We start from the raw sequence: 13,152 nt of genomic DNA on the forward strand, positions 1-13,152 counted from the left end.
CTTTACTCCGCTATGGAGTCCAATAATTTTTGTTCATCCCAAACCTCAATACCTAGGCTTGTTGCTTTTTCCAATTTTGATCCTGCTTCTTCTCCGGCAATGACCAAATCTGTTTTCTTGCTGACACTTCCAGCAACCTTACCACCTAATGACTCTATTTTTTCTTTAGCTTCAGTACGTGATAGTTGCATCAGTTTCCCTGTTAAAACAACTGTTTTACCAGCAAATGGACTATTCTCCATTACATCTGCATCAATAATTCTACCAGTATACTGTAGGGTCAATCCAGCTTCTTTTAAGCGTTCAATCAATAACTGGACCTCTTCCTGCTCAAAATAAGTCACTAATGAATCAGCCATTTTGTCACCAATTTCAAAAATAGCTATAAGCTCTTCCCTTGTTGCTTTCATCAGTGCCTCAAAACTATGAAAATTAGCCGAAAGTATTTTGGCAGCTTTTTCTCCAATATGACGAATACCAAGTCCAAATAGCACTCGTTCCATTGAGTTTGCTTTAGATACTTCTAATGCTTCCACTAAATTGGTTGCTGACTTGAGCCCCATGCGCTCCAGCTTCACTAAGTCATCTACTGTCAATTTATATAAATCTGAAATATCCTTGATCAGTTGTTCTCTAAAAAGCTGTTCTACCACTTTTTCACCAAGTCCATCAATATTCATCGCATTGCGTGAAGCAAAGTGGTAAATACCTTCTTGGATCTGAGCTGGGCATTGCGGATTTACACAACGAAGTGCTACTTCTTCTTCGATTCTCACTAATTCACTTTCACATACCGGGCAATGAGTTGGCATTTTATATGGTTCCTCTGTGCCTTTTCTCTCTTCCGTTATAACAGACACTACTTCTGGAATAATGTCTCCCGCTTTACGGATAATGACATGATCCCCAATTCGAATATCTTTTTCACGGATTAAATCTTCATTATGAAGTGTAGCACGTTGTACAGTAGAACCTGCTACTTGTGCTGGTACTAAAATTGCAGTTGGCGTGACAACACCTGTGCGACCAACAGTTAAATCGATATCAATAATTTGCGTGACTACTTCCTCGGCAGGAAATTTATAAGCAATTGCAAATCGTGGACTCTTTGCTGTAAATCCTAGCTCTTCTTGTTGGGCATAGTCATTAACTTTTATAACAATTCCATCAATTTCATATGGAATGTCATGCCTTTTTTCTGTCCACTCTTCTATAAAGCTGAGCACTTCTTCGATAGAAGTGCACTTCTTCGTTTCCTTATTAGTCGGTAATCCCTGTGTATTCATAAAACCTAGTGCATCCAAATGATTGTCTATATTCTGGTCCTCACCATCTCCGCCCATTCCATAGACGAACATCGATAAATTACGGCTAGCAGTTATTTTCGGGTCAAGCTGACGTAAAGAACCTGCTGCCGCATTCCGTGGGTTGGCAAATAAGACTTCTGCTTGTGCTGTGCGATCTTCGTTCAACTTTGCAAAGGAAGACTTTGGCATATACGCTTCGCCTCTTGCCTCCAAGGTTACTGAATCTTTTAGGCGCATTGGAATCGAACGAATGGTTTTAATATTACTTGTAATATCTTCACCAATCGTCCCATCTCCTCGAGTAGCCCCTCTTTTCAAAAGACCGTCCTCATATAATAGGGAAATTGCCAGTCCATCGATTTTCAGTTCACATATATACGTTGGTGTTTCATCGATAATACCTTGAATACGTTTATCAAAATCACGCAAATCCCCTTCATTGAATGCATTAGATAGACTAAGCATTGGATTTGCATGAGTTACCTTTTTAAAGCCTTCACTTACGATGGAACCAACTCGCTGAGTAGGAGAATCTGGTAATATCAAATCTGGATTTTGTTCCTCCAAAGCTATTAGTTCATGCAAGTATTGATCGTATACGGCATCCGGAACAATAGGATCATCTAATACATAATAGGCATGTCCATAATCATTTAACAGCTTGTGTAACTCTTGTACTCGTTGTTCTAACTGATCCATCCAGGGTTCCTCCTGTTGTAGTTATACTTTTTCGATAGGGGCAAACTTAGCAAGCAGACGCTTAATGCCCGTAGGACTTGGAAATGCAATATCTAGCTCGGTATTCTCACCTTCGCCACGAACACTGACAACCATACCTTCGCCCCATTTTTTATGGGTCGCTTTATCTCCAACTTGCCAGCCCATTTTATCCCCACCAGACTCGTTATATGCTGGACGAGTAACTACTGCTTTACGAGTGTTAGCCATAGCTTTTGCATTTCGTTCTGGATTTTTGCCGATGTCTTTAGTCCATCCAACGACCTCAATAATATCATCTGAAATCTCTTTGATAAAACGAGATGGGCTATTAAAACTGCCACGACCAAAAATAGTTCGAGACTGGGCACAGGTTATCACAAGTCTTTCTTCTGCACGAGTGATTCCTACATAAGCCAAGCGTCGTTCCTCTTCCATTTCATCATCATCACCAAGAGAACGTGAATGTGGGAATATATTTTCTTCCATCCCTATGATAAATACTACTGGAAATTCCAAGCCTTTTGCGGCATGCATCGTCATTAATATAATATTCCCTTTTGATATATCTTCCTCTTCATCCAACTTATCTATATCTGAGATAAGTGCCAGGTCGGTTAAAAAGGCAACTAATGACTTATCTTCACTCTGTTTCTCAAATGCTTTCGTTACTGATAAAAACTCTTCAATATTTTCTAATCGACTTTCCGATTCAATTGTCTTTTCATTTTTAAGCATCGTACGATACCCTGTTTTATCAAGCACTTGCTCCACTATTTCTGTGACAGACAAAAACTCCTGCATTTGGGTTAAGTTATTGATCAGCCCTTGGAATTGAATAACAGAGTTTACAGCCCGAGCAGGTATCCCCATAAAGTCGACTTCGTTTAATGCATCTAAAATCGAACGATCTTGGTCTATTGCATAGAGAGCCATACGTTCAAAAGAAGTCGCTCCAATATTTCGTTTCGGCTCATTAATAATTCGAGCAAGTGATAAGTCATCATCGTTATTTGCTATTAGACGCAGGTAGGCAAGTAAGTCTTTAATCTCTTTACGATCATAGAACTTTGTACCGCCAACAATTGTATAGGCCATATTCGATTTTACAAGTACTTCCTCCATCACACGTGACTGGGCATTCGTCCGATATAAAACGGCAAAATCATTTAATGTACGATTCTCTAATTCCATTAAATCTTGAATTTTTTGAACGACATATTGTGCTTCCTGCTGTTCATTCATCGCACGGAATAACTCGATTTTTTCCCCATCGAGATTCTCTGTTCGTAAAACCTTCGGGTATCTACTCGTGTTATTACCAATGACGTCATTTGCTGCCTGTAAGATTCGTTGAGAAGAACGATAATTTTGTTCTAGCATGATGGCTTTTGCATTAGGATAATCTTTTTCAAACGATAGGATATTCTGAATATCTGCTCCACGCCAACGATAAATCGATTGATCCGAGTCACCAACAACACAAATGTTTTTGAACTTTTTAGCAAGCATTTGTACTAACTCATACTGTGCTTTGTTTGTATCTTGATATTCATCTACATGGATATACTGGAATTTGTTTTGATAAAACTCCAGGACATCAGGAACTCGTTTAAACAGCGTTGATGTTAGCATGATTAAATCATCAAAATCGAGTGATTGGTTCTTTCTCAATTTTTTTTGATAGCTTTGATACACATTTGCTACTGTCTTTTCAAAAGGATTCATCTCATTCATCTGTGCACGATACATATCCGAATCAATGCATATATTTTTGGCCCCACTAATCGCATTTAACATCGAACGAGGATCATATTGTTTTGAATCAATATTTTGTTCTTTTAAAACATTTTTAATAACCGTCAGTTGATCACTTGTATCTAAAATAGAAAAGTTTTTTGTATATCCTATACGGTCAATATCTCTTCTTAAAATACGTACACACATGGAGTGAAATGTAGATACCCACATTCTTTCTCCAGTCCCCGGTCCTAATAAGCCATCTATACGCTCTCGCATCTCTCTTGCTGCTTTATTGGTAAAGGTGATGGCTAGTATTTTCGATGGGTATACTTCCTTTTCTACGATTAAATATGCAATTCGGTGGGTTAGTACACGTGTTTTCCCTGAACCTGCACCTGCCATAATAAGAAGTGGACCTTCTGTTGTCTTCACGGCTTCTTCTTGTTCTTTATTCATACCATTCAATAAGTTTTTCGCGATGATTTCCATAGTGTACTTCCTTTCAAGAACATTTGTTCTCTAATCATATCGTAAATCTATTGTTTACTCAATGTCTTTACTGCTTCTACTGTTTTTAAAGCCTCTGCCAGATTGTCATATATATAATTACCAACAATTATTGTATCTGCATAGGTAGCCATTTGTCTTGCTTGCTCCTCGGTTTGAATGCCTCCACCATAAAACAGTTGAGTGTTTTTTAAACGTTTACTCACTTTTTTCACAGTTTGTACATCACCATACATTCCGCTATACTCCATATAGAAAACCGGAAATCTAAACAAATGCTCGACCATTTCCGCATATGCTATAATGTCCTCTTCACTTAACGGATGCAAGGCATTCGTCAATTTTGCAGCTTTACAATCAGGGTTTAAAATACAATACCCTTCTGGAATAATTTCATCCCAATTCATAACCTCTCCAAATTCCTTCGTAGCTGCATGATGTAAATCCTTCACCCACTTCGTTTCGGAGCTATTTAATACACTAGGTATAAAATAATAATCAAATCCAGGAGTTATAGCTTCAATCGTAGATACTTCTAACGCCACAGGAACGGCATACCTTCTAACCCGCATTAGCAAATCAATCACATTATCGAGTGTCACATTGTCAGAGCCCCCGATAATAATTGCATCTGTGCCAGATTCACATATTAGTTCAAGAGCATCTGCTGCTATATTTTTTGCTGGATCTAACTTGAATATATGTCGCCAATCTTTATATTCCAATTTTTTCACCTACATCTAATTAGTTAACATTCATCCCATTATAACAAAAAAACTGAACAGACATCGCTGTTCAGTACATGTTCTTACATATTTTGAAAACTTATATTTTTTAATCTACTCTTTAATGGTTGGCGTCGAATTTTCATCTGGATATAAGCGCCCTAACATTTCATCATAAGTACCGTTGCCGTAGTCGTAGGCACGTCTTACACGTGAAATGGTAGCAGTACTTGCCCCAGTTTCTTTTTTAATAGATTCATATGTTTTCTTCAAACGTAATAGATGTGCAACCTCGAAACGTTGTGCTAAGGATTGAATTTCGCTTATTGTACAAAGATCGTCAAAAAACTTATAACATTCTTCCATGTTCTTTAACTCTAATACTGCCTTAAATAGTTGTTCTGTTTGATTGCCTTTAATTTTTTCAATTTGCATTGCAGTCATCCTCCTTCTTGTTTATATTGGGTCTTCTAGATTGGTTAAGGTAAATAAGTGACCATTTCTTCTAAACCAGGGTTTGTCGGTATAAAACTGATCCATGTTTGACCAGGTACTAGTTTAGCAGGAACTCCATTTTCCATCGGCATCAGAATTCCATCGATATTCTCCCATTCGATTTCTTTCATAATACCTGCTTGAAAAATATACGCTCTTCCTCCATCATTTAAAGATAACTGACGGCGACCTGAACTATCAATAATTTTGTGCGGAATTTCCATGCATATTATATTGGCAATTTTAACAGCTTTGTCTGTCTCTTTATCTATTGTCAGAGCTCCAGCGGTCTCACGCTCATATAAACCTTCGTCTGAAATATACGTATATTCGTTTTCAAAAGTGGAGCCTGCACCGTAATGTATAGAAAAATTAGATACTGGATTCCCAATCTTTATCCCTTCAAAAGAGTCGAAGAAAGAGAACCTTGGTATTTTAGTAATCTCCATCGATGCCTTTACTTTTTCTGCACCTGCTAATACTTTATCTTTTGATATATACGAATTATGCGGTGCTTTTCGCTCCCTTGATCGTTCGAATAATATACCGTCGTATTGCATTCCGTTTATGTTATCAACTACTCTAGAACTTAGCATACTTTGAGCATCAGGACTATATCCATGTGCAACATAAAATGCATCTAGCCCTCTAGCAATGTCAACAAAGTAGTCTCTAGCACTTCTAACTGGACCCATTTTCTCTGGAATCTCACTTTGATAAACTGCTAAAAATCTTGTTACATTACCTTCTGCTAACATTTCGTAAATAATATCTGCTTTTGCAATTCCTGACTGTGGACGTGCAAGCGGATGATTGTTTATAGTGACTAGAATAGGTCTTTGTGTCAATTCTTTCTCTGATCCAACACCTGTGAAAGGTGCTGTGAACGGCAATACTACTTCCTCTTCTGTCTCTACAACTTCTTCCCCGACTTCCTCTATTGTATCGTCTACTGGTTTTACCTCTTCTGTTCCTTTCTCTTTATCGGAACAAGCTACAAGAAGTACACTAGCTAACATTAAAATTCCCCACTGTTTGAACACAACTTACGTCCCCCTACCTCATTAATGCTGGAAACAATACTTGTTTTTTCATCACATCAAAAATTCCTTTTTGCGTTATCCTTACATACGGTAAGTGTGTTGCTTGAAGAAATAACAATGTGTAAATAGCATCCCCATGCTTAAATCCTCTAGCTGCTAGTTCTCTTTTTAAAACTATTTCCTCTTCTATTAAATCTTCTACTGGCTTATTAGATAATACTCCACCTATCGGGAGTTGGACAGAACAAATGATTTTTTCTTCCTCCACAATAACAATTCCACCATTCATTTTTTTTACTTCCCGGAAAGCTTGTTGCATACTTTCTTTGTTCTTCCCGATCAATAAAATATCACCCGTATTAGAGTATGAAGAGGCGAAGCCCATTAGTGAAGTTGCAAAGCCTTTAATAAGTGTTGAAACTTTCCACTTTCCTTTGCGATCTATTAACAAAAGAAAACTTTCATCATGATTTTTGGATAATTCCATTTCAGTTGTATCATGGCTAATGGAATAGGGTTTGGTAATTACATCATTTACCATTTCTATCCCAAATGGCATAGAGAACTGAAAATCAGCTTCCGAAACGTCAAATGACAAGTTCAGATCTGGTATAGATGACCAATTGATTGGATCAAGTGCCCTCGTTTTTTGTTGTTCTTTTTTTAGCCAAATTCCTTTGGAAAGTACACTTAAAGGTACTGGACTGTGTTCATCCTTTAAGAAATTGAGATCTGCATAGCGCCCTGTTGCAATCACCCCATGTAGATTAGACATATTATAATACTTTGCCACATTAAAGGATGCCATCAAATAGGCGTCAATCGGTTTTACACCTGCATCTAGTGCAACTTGAATACATTTATCCATAACTCCATCTATATGAAAAGAAGGTGTTGCTCCATCTGTAGTCATCATTAAGTGATCAAAAATTTGAAGATCCTTTTCCAAAATATCCTTTAATAGTTGTGGAAGATCAGGACGTATGGACGAATGACGGAGAGTTACTGCATATCCCTGTAGAATTCGTCGTTCCACTTCTTCAATGGTCATTGCTTCATGATCTCCGTCTGCTCCTAGCAAACGCATTCTTGCAAGCGTGCGCTCGGAAGCTCCAGGAAAATGGCCTTCAATTTTCATACCGTTTGTCTTAGCCTGTTGCATCCAATAGAGCATTTGATCATCTCCAGAAAGCAAACGAGGCCATCCAGTCAGTTCACCACCCATAATGACATCCGAACGCTCAATCCATTCTCCAATCGTCTTAGAGGTAAATAATTCTTCTTCATTCTTTAACTCGGTTTGCGAATCAAAACGCGCCCACCAATAGAAGGAAAATGGCAGTTCTTTCAGTTCGTCCATTAATGAAAACGCTTTCTTATTTTCAAGCATCAAGAACAATGTTAAGTTATCCGCTATAAACGTAGTCGTTCCCAATTGCGCTGCATAATCTGCAAATGTTTGTGGATTATAAAGTTGGAATGGATGTACGTGAGGCTCAATATAGCCAGGTACTATTTTTTGACCAGCTGCATCATATACCTCAGTTTGGTCGGAAACTAGTGGCATTTCAGGACCCGTATAAACAATTCGATCTTTCACTATCCATATGTTTCCTGTGATCCACTTTTTTAAATGACTATGCAAAAAAGTTGCATTAGTAATTACTATATCAGGAGACTTTGTTCCATTGACCACATCAATCTGATGCCTTATTTCTTCAATTTTCCAAATGGGATATTGCATTGCATCCATTCTCCTTTCTTTTTGTTTACTCATAAAAATAATATTAGCATAGTACTTTAGTAAAGCAAAGTACTGAATTCTATTTTTGGTAATTCTTACAGGAAAGTTAGGAAATAGGAACCTAAAACGAATATAGAAAAACAGGCAAAGAAAAACATCAGGTTTTTCTTTGCCTGTTCAGCAATTATTGAAATGTACGCCAACCAATATCTTTTCGATAGAAGAGACCATCCCATTCTAACTTAGTGAGACTTGAATAAACTTTTTGTTGCGCTTTCTTTATAGAAGCCTCCCTTGCTGCTACAAGTATGACACGTCCGCCATTAGCGATAAAATCTTTATCATCTGCTTTTGTACCAGCATGAAAAACGAATAATCCAGTGTCTGTTAATGTCCCTAGATTTGGCAGTTTGGCTCCTTTTTTCACGTCAGTAGGGTAACCCTCTGATGCAATTACAACTCCAAGCATCCCCTCGTCCGACCATGATAGTTCAAACGGATTTTCATTCATCAAAGCTATCATAAACTCTCCAAAATCACTTGTCATTCGGGGTAATACCACTTGTGTCTCTGGGTCTCCAAAACGGGCATTGAACTCGATCACTTTTGGTCCTTCGCTTGTTAAAATAAGACCAGCATATAGAATACCTGAAAATGGAATTCCTTCCGCTGTCATCGCTTTAACGGTAGGAACTACTACAGTTTCATAAGCTATATCAACTATGTCCGAGGAGATTTGCGGAACTGGGGAATAAGCACCCATTCCTCCCGTGTTAGGCCCTTTATCTCCATCATAAGCTCGCTTGTGATCCTGTGCGATAACCATTGGATGAATTTGGCCTTTATGTACAAATGACATAAAGGAGAATTCTTCCCCGTCCAAATACTCCTCAATGACCACACGTGATGAGGATTCTCCGTATAATTGGTTGCCGATCATGTCTTCCACCGCTTTGTTCGCTTCATCCACAGTCATAGCAACAACTACACCTTTTCCTGCAGCAAGCCCATCTGCTTTCACAACGATGGGAGCACCTAACTTCTCAATATATTCCTTTGCTTTATCTACTTCTGTAAAAGTTTCATATGCAGCAGTTGGAATATTATATTTATCCATAATTTCTTTTGCAAATGCCTTACTACCCTCAATTTGGGCCGCAGCTTTTGTTGGGCCAAATATACGTAAACCTTCTGCTTCAAAATAATCTACAATACCCGCTGCCAGTGGTTGCTCCGGTCCAACGAATGTTAAGTCGACTTTGTTCTCCTTTGCGAAGGTTGCTAGCTCTTCAAAGGCCAACGCATCAATAGACACAATCTGAATACCACCTGACATACCGTCATTACCTGGAGCTACAAATACATTTTCAACTGAAGGTGAATCTATGAATTGTTGGGCGATTGCATGCTCACGCCCCCCACTACCAATTACAAGAATATTCATCTAGTAATTCCTCCTTAGTGTTTGAAATGACGTACGCCAGTGAATACCATCGCAATCCCATACTCATTTGCTTTGTCGATTGAATCTTGGTCTTTCACTGATCCACCTGTTTGAATAATAGCTGTAATTCCTGCTTTAGCTGCCACTTCCACCGTATCATTCATTGGGAAGAATGCATCTGAGGCAAGACCTGCTCCTTTTGCTCGTTCTCCAGCTTGCTCTAAAGCAATTTTAGCTGAGCCTACGCGGTTCATCTGTCCTGCGCCGACACCAATAGTCATATCTTCTGTAGCTACTACAATTGCATTAGATTTTACATGTTTCACTACGCTCCAACCAAGCTCTAATGCTTTCCATTCTTCCGCGGTCGGCTCTCGGTCTGTAACGACCTTCACATCTGCCTCTTTTAATCCGAACGTGTCAGGAGACTGCACTAATAATCCACCTTCTACAGATACAGTATTCCATGCATCTTTTTTCGTTTGTTCGTAAGAAATTGTGAGCAAGCGAATGTTCTTCTTCGCCGTTAACATTGCAATTGCATCATCGGAGAATGAAGGAGCAATAACAATTTCTAAGAAAATGCCAGCCAATACTTTAGCGGTTGCTGCGTCTACTTCACGGTTTAAGGCAACGATACCTCCGAAAATAGATGTTGAATCCGCTTCATAGGCTTTATTGAATGCATCCGAGATTGTTTCGCCGGTACCAACTCCACATGGGTTCATATGTTTTACCGCTACTGCAGCTGGAAGCTTAAATTCTTTTACTATTTGAATCGCAGCATTGGCATCTTGGATATTATTATAGGATAGTTCTTTCCCATGTAATTGAGTAGCAGAAGCTACAGAAAAATCAGAACCAAGTGGTCGTTTGTAAAACGCTGCTTGTTGATGCGGATTTTCACCGTAGCGTAATGATTGCTTACGTTCATATGTAAGTGTTAATAGTTCTGGGAATTCTTCTCCAATTAAGTCAGTCATATAGCCAGCAATCAACGCATCATAAGCAGCGGTGTGGCGAAATACTTTTGCAGCCAGTTTACGACGCGTTTCTAGTGTCGTCTCACCAGTTTCTTTTAACTGAGCAAGTACTTCCTCATAGTCAGATGCATCCGTTACAACTGTTACATACTGATGATTTTTCGCTGCAGAGCGAAGCATTGATGGACCACCGATATCAATATTTTCGATAGCATCTTCAAACGTCACATCTTGCTTAGAAATTGTTTCACGGAAAGGATATAAATTAACACAGACTACTTGAATAGGAGTTATTTGATGCTCTTCTAATTGTGCTTGATGAGAAGCGTCGTCATGCTTTGCCAATAAAGCCCCATGTATCATTGGGTTCAATGTTTTTACTCGACCATCCAAAATTTCTGGAAAGTTTGTCACTTGGTCTACTGATGTAATTGCCACACCATTTTGTTCTAAAAATGCTTTGGTTCCACCAGTTGATAAAATTTCATAGCCAAGTAGTTCCAACTCTTTTGCAAACTCGAGAATTCCTGATTTATCTGAAAGACTAATTAACGCACGTTTTGACACCATAATTCCTCCTTAAATTGGTAGTTCTAGTTGTGTTCCTATTATTATCAATTTTGATACTTCGAATTTGAGCTTCATCGCATCCGCAGCTACACTAAATTATTTGGATATATTTCCCGTTCCACGAGTAAACCTCGTTACATCGCGGGTAAACAACTCTGGAGCGCGGGTATTTGTTAAAGTTTCGCGAGTAAAACTATAGTGAGCGCGAGTAACATTCTTTTAAGCGTGGGTAAACTCACAAAACTACCGACTAAACAGTTGCTGCAATGCCTTCGGATACAAAGCATGTTCTACTGCATGAATACGCTCTTCGGTTTGTGCTCTATTGCCTTCTACTACTTTTACTGCTTGCTGAGCTATGATTGTTCCAGTATCCATTCCTGCGTCCACATAGTGAACCGTTACGCCAGTCACCTTCACGCCGTGATCCATTGCCTGTCCGATAGCGTCTTTCCCAGGAAAGGCAGGTAATAGCGAAGGATGGATGTTGATAATTCGATTGGGAAATGCTGCTAACAATACATCTCCGATCAGTCGCATATATCCAGCGAGCACAATCCACTCTACATCTAACTCTCGTAGTTTTTCTAAAATCAGTTGCTCATACACTGCTTTGGAAGGAAAACCGGCAGGCTTAATAGCAAGTACTTCAATACCCGCTTTCTCGGCACGCTCCACTATTAAAGCTCCTGGCTTATCTGTCACTACTAGAACAGCTTCACCAGGAAGTTTTCCTTCCTGCACTGCATCGTTGATAGCTTGAAAGTTCGTACCTCTCCCTGATGCAAATACAGCAAATTTTGTCATTCCGGTCATTACACTAAACTCCCGTCATGTGCTCCGTTGAAAATAACACCTTCACCTTTCACTACACGGCCAATCGTATATGCTTTTTCTCCGTGGGCTTCCGCAATTGCAATTGCTTTTTGCGCCTCTTCAGTTGATAGTGCAAGTACAAAGCCTATCCCCATATTAAACACATTGTATAAATCACGGTCTTCTAACTTACCTTTTTCTTTTAACAAATCAAATACAGAAAGCACTTCCCATGAACCAAGTTCAACTTCCACAGCTAACCCTTCAGGCATCATACGCGGTAGATTTTCATAAAAACCTCCACCCGTCACATGTGCCATCCCGTGGATAGAAAGCTCGTTATGCATTTCCATTACTGGCTTAGCATAGATTTTCGTTGGTGTTAAAAGGGCTTTACCAATTTCGCCTAACGCTTCATATCCTTCTACAACATCCTTTGGAGAATAGCCTTGCTCTTCAAAAACAATTTTACGTACTAGTGAATATCCGTTTGAGTGAACACCGCTAGAAGCGATACCTACTAGTACATCACCTTCTGTAATATTCTCCCCTGTAACGATTTTTGATTTTTCGCATGCTCCAACCGCAAAACCAGCAAGATCATATTCATCTTCCTCATAAAGACCAGGCATTTCGGCTGTCTCTCCCCCGATTAATGCTGCTCCAGACTGTACACAGCCGTCAGCCACACCTTTAACGATTTGTTCAATTCGTTCAGGAACTGCTTTACCTACTGCTACGTAATCTAAGAAAAATAGAGGCTCCGCACCTTGTGCAACGATATCATTCACACACATTGCTACACAGTCTACGCCGATTGTATCGTGTGAATCTGTCATAAACGCAAGCTTTAGCTTTGTTCCAACACCATCTGTTCCAGATATCAAAACAGGTTCCTTATAATTCAATGAAGACAAATCAAACATTCCACCGAAACCACCGAAAGTACCCATGATACCTTTTCTAGCTGTGCGCTCGACATGTGATTTCATTCTTTGCACGGCTTCATACCCAGCTTCAATGTTCACGCCTGCTTTTTCATATGCTTTTGACATGTA

10 protein-coding genes are annotated in these 13,152 nt (G+C 39.1%); all 10 read right to left on the reverse strand.

The window, feature by feature from the left end:
• Positions 1 to 2: 2 nt before the first annotated feature.
• Complete coding sequence (gene ligA, locus MHI40_RS15860; protein WP_340763482.1) at positions 3 to 2,006, reverse strand: NAD-dependent DNA ligase LigA; 2,004 nt, start codon at positions 2,004 to 2,006, stop codon at positions 3 to 5.
• A 21-nt stretch (positions 2,007 to 2,027) separates the two neighbouring features.
• Complete coding sequence (gene pcrA, locus MHI40_RS15865; RefSeq protein ID WP_340763483.1) at positions 2,028 to 4,256, reverse strand: DNA helicase PcrA; 2,229 nt, start codon at positions 4,254 to 4,256, stop codon at positions 2,028 to 2,030.
• Positions 4,257 to 4,303: 47 nt separating this feature from the next.
• Positions 4,304 to 4,999, reverse strand: coding sequence for a heptaprenylglyceryl phosphate synthase (locus MHI40_RS15870; protein ID WP_093538047.1), 696 nt, complete (start codon positions 4,997 to 4,999; stop codon positions 4,304 to 4,306).
• A 114-nt stretch (positions 5,000 to 5,113) separates the two neighbouring features.
• A complete protein-coding gene (locus tag MHI40_RS15875) occupies positions 5,114 to 5,434 on the reverse strand; it encodes a YerC/YecD family TrpR-related protein (protein WP_093538046.1) in 321 nt (106 codons plus the stop codon).
• Between the two features lie 44 nt (positions 5,435 to 5,478).
• The gene (locus tag MHI40_RS15880) at positions 5,479 to 6,537 is read right to left on the reverse strand and encodes a DUF3048 domain-containing protein (protein ID WP_340763485.1); all 1,059 of its coding nucleotides are present in this window, start codon (positions 6,535 to 6,537) and stop codon (positions 5,479 to 5,481) included.
• 13 nt (positions 6,538 to 6,550) lie between these two features.
• The gene (locus MHI40_RS15885; protein WP_340763486.1) at positions 6,551 to 8,281 is read right to left on the reverse strand and encodes an adenine deaminase C-terminal domain-containing protein; all 1,731 of its coding nucleotides are present in this window, start codon (positions 8,279 to 8,281) and stop codon (positions 6,551 to 6,553) included.
• A gap of 184 nt (positions 8,282 to 8,465) precedes the next feature.
• Complete coding sequence (purD, locus tag MHI40_RS15890; RefSeq protein ID WP_340763487.1) at positions 8,466 to 9,725, reverse strand: phosphoribosylamine--glycine ligase; 1,260 nt, start codon at positions 9,723 to 9,725, stop codon at positions 8,466 to 8,468.
• Between the two features lie 14 nt (positions 9,726 to 9,739).
• Positions 9,740 to 11,275 (reverse strand): bifunctional phosphoribosylaminoimidazolecarboxamide formyltransferase/IMP cyclohydrolase, encoded by a 1,536-nt coding sequence (gene purH, locus MHI40_RS15895; protein ID WP_340764554.1) that lies wholly within the window; start codon positions 11,273 to 11,275, stop codon positions 9,740 to 9,742.
• Positions 11,276 to 11,521: 246 nt separating this feature from the next.
• Positions 11,522 to 12,094, reverse strand: coding sequence for a phosphoribosylglycinamide formyltransferase (gene purN / locus MHI40_RS15900; protein ID WP_340763488.1), 573 nt, complete (start codon positions 12,092 to 12,094; stop codon positions 11,522 to 11,524).
• Positions 12,094 to 13,149, reverse strand: coding sequence for a phosphoribosylformylglycinamidine cyclo-ligase (purM, locus tag MHI40_RS15905; protein WP_340763489.1), 1,056 nt, complete (start codon positions 13,147 to 13,149; stop codon positions 12,094 to 12,096). The genes purN and purM overlap by 1 nt, the downstream gene beginning before the upstream one ends.
• Positions 13,150 to 13,152 lie beyond the last annotated feature (3 nt).

Origin of the sequence: Psychrobacillus sp. FSL H8-0510, from assembly GCF_038008345.1 — a bacterium.
Lineage (GTDB): Bacteria > Bacillota > Bacilli > Bacillales_A > Planococcaceae > Psychrobacillus > Psychrobacillus psychrotolerans.

What these genes read in the sequence shown, in the direction of transcription:
- ligA (WP_340763482.1), bottom strand. Translation starts at nt 2,006, where the DNA reads ATGGATCAGTTAGAACAACGAGTACAAGAGTTACACAAGCTGTTAAAT.
- pcrA (WP_340763483.1), bottom strand. Translation starts at nt 4,256, where the DNA reads ATGGAAATCATCGCGAAAAACTTATTGAATGGTATGAATAAAGAACAA.
- MHI40_RS15875 (WP_093538046.1), bottom strand. Translation starts at nt 5,434, where the DNA reads ATGCAAATTGAAAAAATTAAAGGCAATCAAACAGAACAACTATTTAAG.
- MHI40_RS15885 (WP_340763486.1), bottom strand. Translation starts at nt 8,281, where the DNA reads ATGCAATATCCCATTTGGAAAATTGAAGAAATAAGGCATCAGATTGAT.
- purD (WP_340763487.1), bottom strand. Translation starts at nt 9,725, where the DNA reads ATGAATATTCTTGTAATTGGTAGTGGGGGGCGTGAGCATGCAATCGCC.
- purN (WP_340763488.1), bottom strand. Translation starts at nt 12,094, where the DNA reads ATGACCGGAATGACAAAATTTGCTGTATTTGCATCAGGGAGAGGTACG.
- purM (WP_340763489.1), bottom strand. Translation starts at nt 13,149, where the DNA reads ATGTCAAAAGCATATGAAAAAGCAGGCGTGAACATTGAAGCTGGGTAT.